We start from the raw sequence: 15,243 nt of genomic DNA, 5'->3' as shown, positions 1-15,243 counted from the left end.
AGTGACCTGCACGACAGCTTGGGCTCAGGTGGGACCGGATTGCACCCGATGAACCTCCGAACTTGGGTCGCTCCGGCGGGGCCGGATCTGTGCGATCACCCAAACCGGGCGGTTAGAGCGACTTGAGCGCGAGGAACACGTCGACCCGGTCCTCGAGACTGGACAGATCCCGTCCGGTCAGTTGCTCTACGCGTTCGATCCGGTAGCGGACCGTGTTGACGTGGAGATGCAGCGACTCGGCGGTCCGCGACCACGAACCCGAGCAGGCGAGGAACTCCCGCAACGTGGCGATCAGCTCGGTATGAGTCCGGCGATCGTGCTCTAGTACCGGCCCGAGCACCCGGTTCGTATAGGTCCGCCGAACGTCGTCGGGCACCGTGGCGAGCAGGAGGACATGCGAGGCGACCTCGTCGGAGGTCACTACCGACACCGGCGTACCGCCGACCCGAGCGACCCGGTGTGCGGACCGTGCCTCCTCGAGCGCGCCCGCCAACGCATCGATGACGGTCTCGCCGCTGACGCCGACCGCGAGCCTGGCGCGCACGAGGCCGGGCGCGAGCCTGGCGAACGCACGGCGCAGCAGGTCGGGGAGCTCCGGGGAGGACGGCAACAACCCGACCAGCAGGCCGTCCCGTCCCGGCGCCACTATCGCGGGACCGACCGTGAGCGCGACGTCCTCGAAAATCGACATCGCGACGTCGGCCGACCCGTCGTCCCGGAGTTCGGCGATGGCGACGACCATCGGCCGGTCCGACTGCGCACCGGCTTGCCGAAGCCGGGTGGCGACCTCGGCGTACGGGGCGCCGGACTCGACCATCGCCAGCGCGTCCGCCACCAGGGGGCGCAACGCCAGCCGACCCTCGTCCCGCCGGGCGCGGTCCAGGGCGGCGATCGCGCACAGCTCGTGCACCGCCTCGACATGGTCGCCCGACCACTTCGTGTGGTCGCCCTCGATGACCAGCGCCCAGGCAGTCAGCCGGTTGCCGAGACCTGATCCGACCGGGAAGAGGCTGTACGACGCGCCGCCGGCGTCGGCGACCGCGGGAGTGCGATCCGCGGTCAGAAACCGCCGGGTGACCGCGTCGAGCGTCTCGTCGTCCAACGGTCCAGGACCCGGTACGACGTGCCGACCGGTGGCTGTGATCACCCGGCAGTCGTGTCCGATCTCGGTGGAGATCCGGGCCGCGAGCTCATCGAGACTACGGCCGGACGCGATCGCCGAGAGCAGTTGCCGCTGACGGACGAGACTCGCGGACAACCGGGCGCCCGTCTCGGCCGAACTCGCGGCCGCCACGTGCTCGGCGACATCAGCGAACGCGACCTCCGTGGGAACCTCGACGAGTGTGACCTCGTGCCGACGGCAGGCCTCGAGCAGGTCGTCCGGGACAGACCCGAACAACGCCTTGCCGGCCAGGATCGTGGTGGCGCCCCGCCCGGCCATCGACGCGACGAAGACCTCGCTGTCCCCGTCGCTACGCCGCCAGACCAGACCGGTGAGGACCAGTTCGCCGCCGCTGAGGTAGTTGCCGGGTTCGAGCAGGTCGGTGGTGACCACCCGGCCGATCGGACGGTCCAGCGCATCCGGGGTGGTGAAGAGCAGGCGAAGCCCCAGCTCCGGCGCGTCGAGCAGCTCGGACAGCAGCACGGCGCACCTCCTCTGGTCGATGCGGTGACCGAGATTCCGGTCCTTGGAGGAACGTACAACGCCCACACCGCTTGACGCCTTCACTAACTGCATCTTATGGTCATTTCGCAAAGCAGAAACAGATTTCCACGATGCGGAATGCAAGGAGAGCGCCATGAGCCACGCGCTGCGTTATGAGGTGAACTGCTCGATCCTGTTCACCGAGCTGCCGCTGTTGGAGCGCCCCGCGGCCGCCAAGCAGGCCGGCTTCGACGCCGTCGAGTTCTGGTGGCCGTTCGCCTCGGCAGTGCCGTCGGACACTGACATCGACGCGTTCGTGACAGCGATCGAGGACGCCGGCGTACAGCTGGTCGGCCTCAACTTCTTCGCCGGTGACATGCCCGGCGGCGACCGCGGCCTGGTGTCCTGGCCGAAGCGATCCGGTGAGTTTCGGGACAACATCGACGTCACTATCGGCATCGGTGAGCGGCTCGGCTGCCGGGCCTTCAACGCCCTCTACGGCAACCGGGAGGACGGCCACTCCGAGGCTGAGCAGGACGTCCTCGCCGTCGAGAATCTGGGGTTGGCGGCCGCCGCCGCGGCTCGGATTCAGGGCACTGTGCTCGTGGAACCGGTGAGCGGGGCAGAGCGGTACCCGCTGCGGACCGCCGCCGACGTACAGGCCGTCATCGATCGCGTCCAGGCGCCGAACGTCGGCCTGCTTGCCGACCTTTATCACCTGGCGGTCAACGGCGACGACGTCGATCGAGTGATCACCGAGTACGCCGGCCGGATCGCACATGTCCAGATCGCCGACGCACCCGGCCGCAACGAGCCGGGCACCGGAACGCTTCCGCTCGAACGCCAGCTCGCCGCCCTCGAGGCCGGTGGCTACACCGGCTGGGTCGGCCTCGAGTACAAGCCGTCCACCACCACTGTCGAGAGCTTCGGCTGGCTGCCGCGCGAACGCCGCGCCGCCTCCCGCTGACCCACCATTGGAGATTCAGTCATGACGAATATCGCCTTCATCGGCCTCGGCATCATGGGTAGCCCGATGGCCGTTCATCTCGCCACCGCCGGTCACACCGTCGCCGGCCTCGACCGCAGTCCGGAGCCGGCCCAACCTCTGGTCGCCGCCGGTGGGCGCGCCGCGACGTCGATCGCCGACGCGGTCAAGGGCGCCGACGTGGTCTGCGTGATGGTGCCGGACTCTCCGGACGTCGAGCAGGTGCTCGCCGGCGAGGACGGCGTCTTCCAGCACGCCGAGACCGGGACCCTCATCATCGACTTCTCCAGCATCCGGCCGGACGTCACCCAGCAGCTGGCCGAGCAGGCCCGCGCGCTCGGCTTCCGGTTGCTTGACGCCCCGGTGTCCGGCGGCGAGGCCGGTGCCAAGAACGCCGCGCTCTCGATCATGGTCGGCGGCCAGGCGGACGACTTCGCCGTCGCCAAGCCGCTCTTCGACACCGTCGGCAAGACCGTCGTGCACGTGGGTCCGAGCGGCTCCGGCCAGACGGTCAAGGCCGCCAACCAGTTGATCGTCGCGGCCAACATCCAGGCGCTGTCCGAGGCCGTGATCTTCCTGGAGGCGTACGGGGTGGACACCAAGGCGGCTCTGGAAGTGCTCGGTGGTGGACTGGCCGGTTCGACGGTGCTGAACCAGAAGAAGGAGAACATGCTGTCGCGCTCCTTCCAGCCCGGCTTCCGGATCGACCTGCACCACAAGGACATGGGCATCGTGACCGCGGCCGCCCGGGAGGCGGGTGTCGTCGTACCGCTCGGCTCGCTGGTCGCCCAACTGGTCGCCTCGGCCCGTACGAACGGCGACGGCGGACTCGACCACTCCGCGCTGCTCCGCGGGGTGGAGCGTCTCTCCGGGAAGGCGTCGGACTGATGGCACGCATGCGCGCGGTCGACGCCGCGGTCCTGATCCTGGAGAAGGAGGGTTCCGTCCAGACCTTCGGGCTGCCCGGCGCCGCGATCAACCCGTTCTACAGCGCGATGAAGAAGCACGGCGGGATCAAGCACGTGCTGGCCCGCCACGTCGAGGGCGCCTCGCACATGGCTGAGGGCTACACCCGCGCGAAGCCCGGCAACATCGGCGTCTGCATCGGTACGTCGGGCCCGGCCGGGACCGACATGATCACCGGCCTGTACTCCGCGTCGGCCGACTCGATCCCGATCCTGTGCATCACCGGCCAGGCACCGGTGGCCAAGCTGCACAAGGAGGATTTCCAGGCGGTCGACATCGCGTCGATCGCGGCGCCGGTGGCCAAGTGGGCCGTCACGGTGATGGAACCGGCCCAGGTGCCGGGGACGTTCCAGAAGGCGTTCCAGCTGATGCGTTCCGGCCGTCCTGGGCCGGTGCTGATCGACCTGCCGATCGACGTCCAGCTGACCGAGATCGAGTTCGACATCGACACCTATGAGCCGTTGCCGGTGGCCCGGCCGGCCGCGACCCGGGCCCAGGCGGAGAAGGTGCTCGGGATGCTGAACGACGCTTCGCGGCCGTTGATCGTCGCCGGTGGTGGAGTGGTCAACGCCGACGCGGCCGACCTGCTGGTCGAGTTCGCCGAGGTTGTCGGGGTTCCCGTCGTACCGACGCTGATGGGCTGGGGCACAATCCCGGACGACCACCCGTTGACCGCCGGCATGGTGGGCCTGCAGACCTCGCACCGGTACGGCAACGCCACCCTGCTGGCCTCGGACTTCGTGCTCGGCATCGGCAATCGCTGGGCCAACCGGCACACCGGCTCGGTCGCGACGTACACCGAGGGCCGGAAGTTCGTCCACGTGGACATCGAGCCGACCCAGATCGGCCGGGTGTTCGCGCCGGATTACAGCATCGTCTCCGACGCTCACGCGGCGCTGGCGATCTTCGTCGAGGTGGCGCGTGAGTGGGCGGCCGAGGGTAGGTTGGCCGACCGTTCCGCGTGGGCGGACGAGTGCCGGCAGCGGAAGAGCTTGCTGCAGCGCAAGACGCACTTCGACACCGTGCCGATCAAGCCGCAGCGTGTCTACGAGGAGATGAACCGGGCCTTCGGACCCGACACCCGCTACGTCAGCACCATCGGGCTGTCGCAGATCCAGGCCGCGCAGATGCTGCACGTGTACAAGCCACGGCACTGGATCAACGCGGGCCAGGCTGGGCCTCTTGGGTGGACGGTGCCCGCCACGCTGGGCGTTGCCACGGCTGACCCGGACAGCATTGTGGTGGCGTTGTCGGGTGACTACGACTTCCAGTTCCTGATCGAGGAGCTGGCGGTCGGTGCGCAGTTCAACATCCCCTACATCCATGTGGTCGTGAACAACTCGTACCTGGGGCTGATCCGTCAGGCGCAGCGCGGGCTGGACATGGACTACTGCGTGCAGCTGTCGTTCGAGAACATCAACAGCCCCGAGCTCAACGGTTACGGCGTCGACCACGTCAAGGTCGCCGAAGGGCTTGGCTGCAAGGCCGTCCGGGTGACCGAGCCGGACGAGATCCTGCCCGCTCTCGACCAGGCGAAGAAGCTGATGGTCGAGTACCAGGTCCCGGTCGTCGTCGAGGTCATCCTGGAGCGCGTGACCAACGTGTCCATGGGCCTCGAGATCGACAACGTGATCGAGTTCGAGGACCTGGCCGAACGCCCCGAAGACGCCCCAACCGCACTCGCGCCTCTCAGCTGACGGGCCGGCGATGGTGAAGGTGGTTGTTGCCTCTGACAAGTTCAAGGGCACGCTGAGTAGTGACGAGGTCGCGGCGGCGGTGAGCGACGGCGTACGACGTGTCCGCCCGGACGTGATCGTCGGATCGGTGTCGGTTGCGGACGGCGGCGAGGGGACTCTCGCCGCCGCCGTCGCCGCGGGCTTCGAGCTGGTACCGGTGATTGCTTCGGGTCCTACTGGCGAGCCGGTCCACAGTGGATTCGCCCGGCGTGGTGATGTGGCCGTCGTCGAACTGGCCGATGTTTCCGGTCTCATCCGGCTGCCAGGCGCCAAGTTCGCTCCGATGACCGCGACCTCGCGCGGTACCGGCGAGCTCATGGCGGCCGCGATCGACAGCGGCTGCACCCGAGTGATCCTCGGCATCGGCGGCAGCGCCAGTACGGACGGGGGAGCCGGTCTGGTCCGAGCCCTCGGCGCCCGGCTGCTCAACGGCAACGGTGAGGACCTCGCCGAGGGCGGCGCAGCCCTGTCCGAGGCGGCATCCCTCGACCTGACAGCACTCGACGAGCGACTCGCAGGAGTAGAAGTCATCGTCGCCTGCGACGTTGACAACCCGCTGACCGGCCCACACGGCGCAGCCGCAACCTACGGCCCCCAGAAAGGCGCCGACCGGGTGCAGATCAACGTACTCGATACCGCCCTCACCCACTGGGCAGACCTCGTCACCCGCCAGACAGGGCGGGACCTCCGGGGTGCGGCGGGGGCGGGGGCTGCTGGAGGAGTCGGGTTTGCGGCGTTGGCGTTGCTTGGGGCGGAGTTGCGGCCGGGGATTGAGCTTGTGCTCGACCTGGTTGGGTTTCATGAGCAGCTCGGCGGCGTCGACCTCGTGGTCACCGGGGAGGGGGCGCTCGACGAGCAGACGTTGCACGGCAAGGCGGCCGTCGGCGTGGCTGCGGCGGCCAGGGCGACCGGTATCCCCGTGGTTGCTGTCTGTGGCACCAATCGGCTCGACCCTGCCCGGATGAATCAGGTCGGCATCGTCGCGGCGTACGCGCTGACCGACCTCGAACCCGACGTACGACGCTGCATCGCCGACCCCACCCCACTGCTGCGACGGCTCGGGGAACGGATCGCCGTCGATCACCTGCCGAGCACAGTTCGTGCGTGAGCTCGAGGGGGTTTGCTGTGTTCTGTCGGCCAGTCGGCCAATGGGAGACCTACGATGAGCGCAACCGAGAGGGGCATCGCATGACCGCGCTGGACCTCGTCATCCGGGCCCGTCGGGTCGTGAGTACGGCGGGCGAGCTGGCCTGCGTCGTCGGCGTCAAGGCCGGCCGGATCGTCGCCATCGAGCCCTACGACTCCGAGCTCTGGGCCGCGGCCGACACCGGCGCCGCGGACCGGCTGGCCCTCTCCGACGACGAGGTGCTGATGCCCGGCCTGGTGGACTCCCACGTCCACGTCAACGATCCGGGGCGCACCGACTGGGAGGGTTTCACTTCCGCGACCAGAGCCGCCGCAGCCGGTGGCGTCACCACGATCATCGACATGCCGCTCAACAGCATCCCACCGACCTGCGACGTACCGGCGCTGGAAGTGAAGCGGAAAACCGCTGAATCCCAGGCGTATGTCGACGTCGGCTTCTGGGGCGGCGCGATTCCCGGCAACGTCCAGCAGTTGCGACCGCTGCACGAGGCCGGTGTGTTCGGGTTCAAGTGCTTCCTGCTGCACTCGGGCGTGGACGAGTTCCCGCCGCTGGATCCGGCCGAGGTCGAGCCGGCGATGCGCGAGATCGCCTCGTTCGGCGGGTTGCTGATCGTGCATGCCGAGGATGCCCACAGCATCGACAGTGCCCCGTCTGCGCACGGGGCGAGCTACCCAGGTTTCCTGCACTCCCGGCCGCGCGAAGCGGAGAACGCCGCTGTCGCGGAGGTGATCGACCTCGCCCGCCGGACCGGCTGCCGCGTGCACATCCTGCACGTGTCCAGCTCCGATGTCCTGCCGATGCTGGCGCAGGCCCGCCGCGAGGGCGTCCAGATCACCGCGGAGACGTGCCCGCACTACCTCACGTTCTGCGCCGAGGAGATTGCAGATGGCGCGACGCAGTTCAAGTGCTGCCCGCCCATCCGCGAGGCCGAGAACCGCGAGCTGCTCTGGAACGGCCTGCGCGACGGCCTGATCGACCTGGTCGTCTCGGACCACTCACCCTCGACGATCGACCTCAAACGCCTGGACACCGGCGACTTCGGCGAGGCCTGGGGCGGCATCGCCTCACTCCAGCTCGGCCTCCCGGCGGTGTGGACGCAGGCCCGCCAGCGTGGCTTCACGTTGGTCGACATCGCCCGCTGGATGTGCCAGGCGCCCGCGTCGCAGACGGGACTACGGCACAAGGGCCGGATCGAGGTCGGAGCCGACGCGGACTTCTGCGTCTTCGCGCCGGACGAGACGTTCCTGGTCGACGTACACGCCCTCCACCACAAGAACCCCATCACCCCGTACGCCGAGCGGGCACTCGCCGGCGTCGTACGCAGCACCTGGCTACGCGGCGACCCCATCGACCTCGACGCCGCCCCCCGAGGCCACCTGCTGACCCGAGGACACGAACAATGACCGAGCCGCGCAACTCCCCACCGGGTGGGCTGCCGAGCCGAGGAGCTGAACGATGAACCAGCCGCGCTACTACTCCCCGACGGGCGGGTTGCCCGCTCAGACCGAGCTGACGACCGACCGTGCCGTCTTCACCGAGGCGTACGCCGTACTGCCGCGCGGCACCATGCGCGACATCGTCACCAGCCAACTGCCGTTCTGGGAGAACACCCGGCTCTGGGTGATCGCCCGGCCGCTGTCGGGTTTCGCCGAAACGTTCTCCCAGTACATCGTCGAGGTCGCCCCAGGCGGCGGTAGCGACCAGCCCGAGACGGATCCTGCCGCCGAGGCGGTCCTGTTCGTTGTCGAAGGCAACGTGCTCCTGACCGTCGCCGGCGAGAAGCACGAACTCGGGCCGGGCGGGTACGCGTTCCTGCCACCGGCTGTCGACTGGACGCTGCGCAACACCAGTGAGCAGGTCTCCCGATTCCACTTCATCCGCAAGGCCTACGAGCGGGTGGAGGGGATCGACATCCCTGATGCGTTCGTCACCAACGAGGTCGACGTCGAAGGTGTGGAGATGCCGGACACCGAGGGCCGCTGGAAGACGCAGCGATTCGTCGATCCGCTGGACGTACGCCACGACATGCACGTCAACATCGTCACCTTCGAGCCCGGCGGCGTGATCCCGTTCCCGGAGACCCACGTGATGGAACACGGCCTCTACGTACTCGAAGGCAAGGCGGTCTACCTCCTGAACAAGGATTGGGTCGAGGTACAGGAGGGCGACTTCCTCTGGCTCCGCGCGTTCTGCCCCCAAGCCTGCTACGCCGGCGGCCCGACCCGCTTCCGCTACCTCCTCTACAAAGACGTAAACCGCCACCCCAAACTCCCCCGCCAACCCTTCTGAACCGGAGGATCGGGAGGCTAGGAGCAGGATGGGGTGATCGCGTGCGCGGCATCGCGATCTGCTGCGGTGATCGGCAGCGCGTACTTGTGGGCGACCTGCAGGTACCGCAGCACGTAGGTGCAGCGGTAGCCGCGGTTGATCGGCATCCACTCGCCGGGACCGTCGTCGTTCTTGGATGCGTTCGCCGGCCCGTCGACGGCCAGCAGATTTGCCGCCTGGTCGTTGGCGAAATCGACGCGCCGCTCCTTCGGCCAGCCGGCCGCGCCCATGTCCCAGGCCCGCGCGAGCGGGTAGACATGGTCGATCTGCACCTTGGCCGCCGCGGCCTTGCGGAACTCGATCCGGCGACCGGTGTACGGCTCAGTCGGGAGCATGCCGGCGACCACGACGCACCTGGAGCGGCTGCGGTACTGCACCGCAGCCAGCTGGGCCGCGAGGACATCGTTGCGGGTGTCGCAGCCATTGTGACCGCCCGGGCCGGCGTGGTCGTCGCTCCAGGTCTGCCCGAACTGATCCCGCTTGTAGCCGGGCAAATCGGGCCGAGTCGCGACGACGCGGACGCGGCCCAGCTCTGTGAGCATCAGCTTGGCCGAGCCGGACGGCGACGTTGTGGAAGGCCTACCGGTGGGCGTGGTTCGAGGCGGGGTCGTCGACCGCCCCGGATCCGCGCCAGCTGCGGGAAAGGTGCAGCCGGAGACCGCGGAACCGAGTACGAGCAGAGTCGCAAGGAGTCGACGCACCACGCGAAAGGTACCCGGCCACACCGAGAACTCCTCCACCCCACGCCGCCCGAAACGATGACAGCATCCGCCCCGAGTCTGCTCGGCGTACGAATCCGGGGCGGAGTGGCGCTTGTGGTGGAAACCTTCCACCTCAAACCTCCCCCGCCAACCCTTCTGAACCGGAGGATCGGGAGGAGCTTGAACAACAAGCCGGAACCGTGAACAAGCTGCAGCATGTTCACGGTCCCGGCTTCTTGTTCACGGTCCCGGCTTCTTGTGCCATCCGCGACGGTCGGCACGTGCGAGTCAGGCGCCCGCACGGGTGAAGGTCACATGAGTGACCCCACTCGGCGAGGAGACGGACTCGATCGCGTAGGTCTTCTCGATGCCCTCGAGACCGTCCCAGAGACGTACCCCTCGGCCGAGCAGGATCGGGACCACCACCGCATGCATCTGGTCGATGAGTCCGGCAGCCAGGAATTCGCGGATCACGGTGGCGCCGCCACCGATACGTACGTCTTTGCCGCCGGCGGCCTCGCGGGCTGTCTCGAGCGCCTCGGCGGGCGAGGCGTCGATGAAGTGGAATGTCGTGCCGCCCTCCATCTCGATCGACGGGCGCGGCTGATGGGTGAGGACAAAGACCGGTGTGTGGAACGGCGGGTTGGGACCCCAGGCGCCCTTCCACTCGGGGTCCTCGTGCCATCCGGGGTGGCCGAATTTCCCTGCCCCCATGATCTCGGCGCCGATCGCCGGACCCCACTCGTGGGCGAAAGCGTCGTCGACGCCGCCGCTGCCGCCGGTCTGCTGCCACCACCGAGTGGCAAACAACCATTGGTGCAGTCTGTCCCCGGCGTGACCGAAATGGGCGTCTTTGCTCTGGCCCTCACCAGCGCCGAAGCCGTCGAGTGAGATGGAGAAGTTGTGGACGCGGACGAGTGACATGTTGATGCTCCTTCGATAGTGGGGTGTTGGTTTCCCCTGCTGTTCCTGATCGGGTCAGTCGTAGTAGCGGCGGGCGCTGGAGCCGAGACGGGTGATATCAGTGCCGTAGATGTGGATCGAGATCGCCGTTGTCTCGGTGTTGTTGCGCACGCGGTGGATGCCGCCAGGCGGCGCGAATCCGCTGACCTCGCCGACGTGGTTGTCGCTGCTGCCGATCATGTTGAGGTCGGCGTCGAAGAGTTCTTCGTGTTCGGCTCCCTGAATGACGCCGAGCACGCACCAGGTGACGTGGTCGTGGATCCGGGTGATCTGCCCGGGCCGCCAGACCAGGGCAACGATCGAGAACGAGCCGTCCGGCTCGACGTACAGGGTGTGGCCGCGGTAGTCGTCGGGCGAGCCGAGGCGCTGCTCAGCGGTGAGCACGTCCGGTGCGGGGAGGTGCGTGCGCAACTGCTCGGCGACGAGCTGGGCCGTGGCGGCCCAGTCGGTTTGCGCGGCCACGGCGCCCCGGACGCCGTCGATCAGATCGGTCAATCGGTGGACTGGGGCCGGCCCCAACGTCCCCTCGGACTCCCGCCCGACTGCGAGGTCGACCTCACCATCCGATCCCTTCCCTGCATACCACTTGTGCAGCCGTTCGCCGCCGTTCCCCGTGGGCTCCTCTTGGTGGACATTCGGTCCGGCCGTGAACCCGTCCAGCGATGTCGACACATCCAGCACTACCTTGCTCATCGTCAGCCTCCCTCGCTCGATCCGCGCCGCCGTCCGGCGCCGTCACGAGAAGGACGGAGCCAACCAGCCAGTCTTGACATCACCACGGAAGCGAGTCCGCGGGACGGTGCGACGAAGCCACAAACGCGAAGTGCTGGGCGCGCTCGCGCGGTGTCGTCGACGACGAAGCTGAGCGAGTTCTTGCGGGGAGCTTGAACAACAAACCGGGACCGTGAACACGCTGCAACATGTTCACGGTCCCGGTTTCTTGTTCACGGTTCCGTAGGACCGGAGGAGGCGCGGCCGCGTAGGGGCGCCGTGGCGACGTGGCCGCGATGGCGGAGGGGCGGCGGTGGCGGAGGGGCGGCGGTGGCGGAGGGGCGGCGGGGATGGAGGGCTTGAACAACAAGTGGTGGGCTTGGACATGCTGCAGCGTGTTCACGGTCCCGGAAGGGGCGCGGTGCCGAAGAGGGCGAGATGCCGAAGGATCGCGGTGCTGGACGGGGTGCGACGCGGGAGAGGCGGAGTGGGGACGTGGCCGCTGTGCCGGTGCGGGAAATGGGGGCGCGGGGTGGATGGGGGGGTGGACAGGTTGGGTGGGTGATTCGGGTGATTGAGCCAAGTGATGTGGGGATTGCGGGGCGGTTGTTGGGGGTTCAACGGGCGGCGTATGCGGTGGAGGCAGGGCTGATCGGGTTCGATGGGATTCCGCCGATGCGAGAGGATCTTGCTGGGCTGATGGCGTCCGAAGAACGCTGGCTGGGGCGGTTTGTGGGGGACGTGTTGGTGGGCGCGGTTGCGTATGAGTTGCCGGATGACGAGACGGTGGAGATCACGCGGTTGGTGGTGGATCCGGCGTACTCGCGGCAAGGGCACGGGCGGGCATTGCTGGATGAGTTGGATGTGATTGAGCCTCGGGCGGTTGCGTTGGTGTCCACGGGGACTAAGAACACGCCGGCGGTGGCGTTGTATGAGGGGCGTGGGTTTGAGGAAGTGGGGCGGGTTGAGGTGGCTCCGGGGGTGGAGATCAGTCGGTTCCGAAGGCTTCTAGGGCTCTGATCTTGTTGGTGACGTCCAGGGCGGCGACCTTGTAGGCCTCGGAGAGGGTGGGGTAGTTGAGGACGGTGTCGACCAGGTAGTCGACGGTGCCGCCGCAGCCCATGATCGCCTGGCCGATGTGGACGAGGTCGGTGGCGTTGGTGCCGAAGACGTGGACGCCCAGCAGGGTGCGGTCGGTGGTGGAGACGAGCAGCTTGAGCATGCCGTAGGTGTCGCCGAGGATCTGGCCGCGGGCGAGTTCGCGGTAGCGGGAGACGCCGACCTCGTAGGGCACGGAGGAGCGGGTGAGGTCGTCCTCGGTGGCGCCGCAGTACGAGACCTCGGGGATGGTGTAGATGCCGATCGGTTGCAGGCCGGCCAGTTCGCGGGCGGGTTCACCGAAGGCGTGGTACGCCGCGAGTCGCCCCTGGTCCATGCTGTTCGCGGCGAGCGCGGGGAAGCCGATCACGTCGCCGACGGCGTAGATGTGCTCGACCTGGGTGCGGTAGTGGTCGTCGACCTTGATCCGGCCGCGCGGGTCCGCCTCCAGACCGGCGGCGGGCAGGTTCAGCTCATCGGTCACGCCCTGCCGGCCGGCGGAGTACATCACCATCTCGGCCGGGATCCGCTTGCCGCTGGCCAGTGAGGTGATGGTGCCGCGGTCGGACACCTCGACCCGCTCGACCTCCTCGCCGAAGCGGAACGTCACCGCCTGGTCGCGGAGGTGGAACTTCAGCGACTCGACCACCTCGGGATCGCAGAACTCCAGCATCCTGTCGCGCTTCTCCACCACGGTCACCCGGGTGCCGAGCGCGGCGAACATCGACGCGTACTCGATCCCGATCACGCCGGCGCCGACCACGACCATCGATCCCGGCACCTTCTCCAGCTTCAGGATCGCGTCGGAGTCGAGCACATACCGGTCGTCGAACTCGACCTGTGGCGGCCGGGCCGGCCTGGTCCCGGTGGCGATCACGATCTTCTCCGCGGTCACGGTGCTCGTCTCGCCGCGGCCGGAGCCGGTCACCCGGACCGTGTTCGCATCGACGAAGGTGCCGGTGCCGTGCAGGATCTCGACGTGGTTGCGCAGCAACTGGGCGCGGACCACCTCGACCTCGCGGCCGACCACATGCTGGGTGCGCGCCATCAGGTCGGCGATGGTGATATCGGATTTCACCCGGTAGCTCGCGCCGTACAGGTCGCGCAGGGCCATACCGGTCAGGTAGAGCACGGCCTCGCGCAGGGTCTTGGACGGGATCGTCCCGGTGTTGACACAGACGCCGCCGATCATCGAGCCGCGCTCGACCACCGCGACCCGCCGGCCGAGCTTGGCACCGGCGATCGCCGCCTTCTGCCCGCCCGGACCCGAGCCGATCACCAACAGGTCGTAGTCGTACATCGGATCTCCTCGGCCGGCCGAATGAAGCACCTTCAGCCTCGCCGCCGACCGGGTGCCCGGGCAAGGCACTCAACAGGAATCCTCAGGGAACTTTCCAGTACCCCGCCCGGGCTTCGATGGTCAGGACAGGCTCAAAGCCGTCCAGGAGATCGCGGGCAGGGTCACGGTCAACCGACCGTCAGCCAACCGCACCGAGTCGTTCGGCTTGGGGACAACGCGGTCGGGCTGCGTCGCCGAGTTCACAGCGAGGCCGTCGTCGTCGTACATGCTCAGCGCCTCGAGGACCTCGGTAGCGCCTGTGCGGGTGAGGTCGACGGTCACCTCGACGGGCGTGTCCACCGAGCGGTTGACCAGGAAGACGGCCAGCTTGCCCGAAGCGGCGTCATACGTAGCGACCGCGTCGACGGCCGGGATCTCGCCGTACTTGGCTGTCTCCACCGACGGGGACGACGTCTCGACCCGCAGTACGTCGCCGCTCGCCAGCCGGGAGGTGATCGCGAACGGGTGGAACGTCGGCTGCCGCCAGGCCGGACCGTCCGGCTCGGTCATGATCGGCGCGATCACGTTCGCCAGCTGCGCCAGACAGGCCACGGCCACCCGGTCGCTGTGCCGGAGCAACGAGATCAGCAGGTTGCCCACTACAACGGCATCGGTCAGGTTGTACTCGTCCTCGATCCGTCGCGGCGCCACCTCCCACGCGTCGCCCGGCCCGTCCGTACGCCGGGACCGGTCGCCGTACCAGACGTTCCATTCGTCGAAGGAGATGTCGATCCGCTTCTTGCTCTTCAGCTCCGCCCCGACGTGGTCCGCGCTCGCCACCACCGCGTCGATGAAGCGGTCCATGTTCACCGCCGACGCCAGGAACGACGCCGTGTCACCATCGTCGTTGCCGTAGTACGCGTGGCACGAGATCTGGTCGACCAGGTCGTAGCACTCGCGGAGCACCTCGCGCTCCCACGTCCCGAACGTCGGCATCGCCGAGCTGGACGAGCCGCACGCGACCAGTTCCAGATCCGGCTCGACCATCCGCATCGCCCGAGCCGTCTCGGCGGCCACCCGCCCGTACTCCGAGGCCGTCTTGTGCCCGATCTGCCAGGGCCCGTCCATCTCGTTGCCCAGGCACCACAACTTGACCCCGTACGGCGACTCCTCGCCATGCTGCACGCGCAAGTCGGACCACGCCGTACCGCTCGGGTGGTTCGAGTACTCCTGCAGGTCGAGCGCCTCCTGGACGCCACGCGTGCCGAGGTTGACCGCCATCATCGGTTCTACGCCGGCCTTCGCGCACCAGCGGATGAACTCGTCCAGGCCGAACTGGTTCGTCTCGATGCTGTGCCAGGCGAGTTCGAGCCGGCGCGGCCGCTGGTCCTGCGGTCCGACCCCGTCCTCCCAGCGGTAACCGGAGACGAAGTTGCCGCCCGGGTAGCGAACCAGGGACACGCCCAGTTCCCGGGTCAGCTCCAGGACGTCCTTGCGGAAACCGTCCTCGTCGGCGGTTGCGTGACCGGGTTCGTAGATGCCGGTGTAGACACAACGGCCCATGTGCTCCACGAACGTGCCGAAGGTCCGGCGGCGGACCGGTGCGACAGTGAAGGCCGGGTCGAGGACGAGTGAAGCAGATGTCACGAGGTGGCTCCTGTAGTGAGGGTTGGGAGTTGAGGGT

13 protein-coding genes are annotated in these 15,243 nt (G+C 68.1%); 7 read left to right on the top strand and 6 right to left on the bottom strand.

Going from position 1 to position 15,243, the window contains the following annotated elements; genetic code table 11:
• Positions 1 to 112 precede the first annotated feature (112 nt).
• On the bottom strand, positions 113 to 1,645 hold the full coding sequence (locus tag EV643_RS10440; RefSeq protein ID WP_166665395.1) for a PucR family transcriptional regulator: 1,533 nt from the start codon (positions 1,643 to 1,645) through the stop codon (positions 113 to 115).
• Positions 1,646 to 1,799: 154 nt separating this feature from the next.
• Here EV643_RS10440 and EV643_RS10435 point away from each other — a divergent pair, with 154 nt between their 5' ends.
• From EV643_RS10435 to EV643_RS10410, 6 genes are all read left to right on the top strand, one after another.
• Positions 1,800 to 2,612 carry a hydroxypyruvate isomerase family protein gene (locus EV643_RS10435; RefSeq protein WP_133799806.1) on the top strand — a complete coding sequence of 271 codons (813 nt, stop codon included), beginning with the start codon at positions 1,800 to 1,802 and terminating at the stop codon, positions 2,610 to 2,612.
• A gap of 21 nt (positions 2,613 to 2,633) precedes the next feature.
• The gene (locus EV643_RS10430; protein ID WP_133799805.1) at positions 2,634 to 3,518 is read left to right on the top strand and encodes a 2-hydroxy-3-oxopropionate reductase; all 885 of its coding nucleotides are present in this window, start codon (positions 2,634 to 2,636) and stop codon (positions 3,516 to 3,518) included.
• Positions 3,518 to 5,293, top strand: coding sequence for a glyoxylate carboligase (gene gcl, locus EV643_RS10425; RefSeq protein ID WP_133799804.1), 1,776 nt, complete (start codon positions 3,518 to 3,520; stop codon positions 5,291 to 5,293). The genes EV643_RS10430 and gcl overlap by 1 nt, the downstream gene beginning before the upstream one ends.
• 10 nt (positions 5,294 to 5,303) lie before the next feature.
• Positions 5,304 to 6,440, top strand: a complete 1,137-nt coding sequence (locus tag EV643_RS10420; RefSeq protein WP_133799803.1) for a glycerate kinase — start codon at positions 5,304 to 5,306, stop codon at positions 6,438 to 6,440.
• A gap of 80 nt (positions 6,441 to 6,520) precedes the next feature.
• Positions 6,521 to 7,882 (top strand): allantoinase AllB, encoded by a 1,362-nt coding sequence (gene allB / locus EV643_RS10415; protein ID WP_133799802.1) that lies wholly within the window; start codon positions 6,521 to 6,523, stop codon positions 7,880 to 7,882.
• A 52-nt stretch (positions 7,883 to 7,934) separates the two neighbouring features.
• Positions 7,935 to 8,768, top strand: a complete 834-nt coding sequence (locus tag EV643_RS10410; RefSeq protein WP_133799801.1) for a bifunctional allantoicase/(S)-ureidoglycine aminohydrolase — start codon at positions 7,935 to 7,937, stop codon at positions 8,766 to 8,768.
• A gap of 17 nt (positions 8,769 to 8,785) precedes the next feature.
• Here the strand turns inward: EV643_RS10410 and EV643_RS10405 are convergent, their stop codons facing one another.
• The 3 genes from EV643_RS10405 to EV643_RS10395 all read right to left on the bottom strand — a co-directional run bounded on the left by EV643_RS10405 (position 8,786) and on the right by EV643_RS10395 (position 11,164).
• On the bottom strand, positions 8,786 to 9,508 hold the full coding sequence (locus EV643_RS10405) for an HNH endonuclease family protein (RefSeq protein ID WP_238165485.1): 723 nt from the start codon (positions 9,506 to 9,508) through the stop codon (positions 8,786 to 8,788).
• Positions 9,509 to 9,796: 288 nt separating this feature from the next.
• Positions 9,797 to 10,432: a dihydrofolate reductase family protein gene (locus EV643_RS10400; RefSeq protein WP_133799800.1), complete on the bottom strand. Its 636-nt coding sequence runs from the start codon at positions 10,430 to 10,432 to the stop codon at positions 9,797 to 9,799.
• Between the two features lie 54 nt (positions 10,433 to 10,486).
• Entirely contained in the window at positions 10,487 to 11,164 is a 678-nt protein-coding gene (locus tag EV643_RS10395) for a cysteine dioxygenase family protein (RefSeq protein WP_133799799.1), read from the bottom strand.
• A gap of 579 nt (positions 11,165 to 11,743) precedes the next feature.
• Here EV643_RS10395 and EV643_RS10390 point away from each other — a divergent pair.
• Complete coding sequence (locus EV643_RS10390) at positions 11,744 to 12,202, top strand: GNAT family N-acetyltransferase (RefSeq protein WP_133799798.1); 459 nt, start codon at positions 11,744 to 11,746, stop codon at positions 12,200 to 12,202.
• Here EV643_RS10390 and sthA read toward each other — a convergent pair.
• Entirely contained in the window at positions 12,171 to 13,580 is a 1,410-nt protein-coding gene (gene sthA, locus EV643_RS10385; RefSeq protein WP_133799797.1) for a Si-specific NAD(P)(+) transhydrogenase, read from the bottom strand. The two genes, EV643_RS10390 and sthA, sit on opposite strands and share 32 nt — an antisense overlap.
• A gap of 120 nt (positions 13,581 to 13,700) precedes the next feature.
• Positions 13,701 to 15,206, bottom strand: a complete 1,506-nt coding sequence (gene arfA, locus EV643_RS10380) for an arabinosylfuranosidase ArfA (RefSeq protein ID WP_133799796.1) — start codon at positions 15,204 to 15,206, stop codon at positions 13,701 to 13,703.
• Between the last annotated feature and the right edge of the window lie 37 nt (positions 15,207 to 15,243).

Origin of the sequence: Kribbella caucasensis, assembly GCF_004361855.1 — a bacterium.
In the GTDB taxonomy this organism is placed as follows: Bacteria; Actinomycetota; Actinomycetes; order Propionibacteriales; family Kribbellaceae; genus Kribbella; species Kribbella caucasensis.
This window is presented reverse-complemented; position numbering and strand designations above follow the sequence as displayed.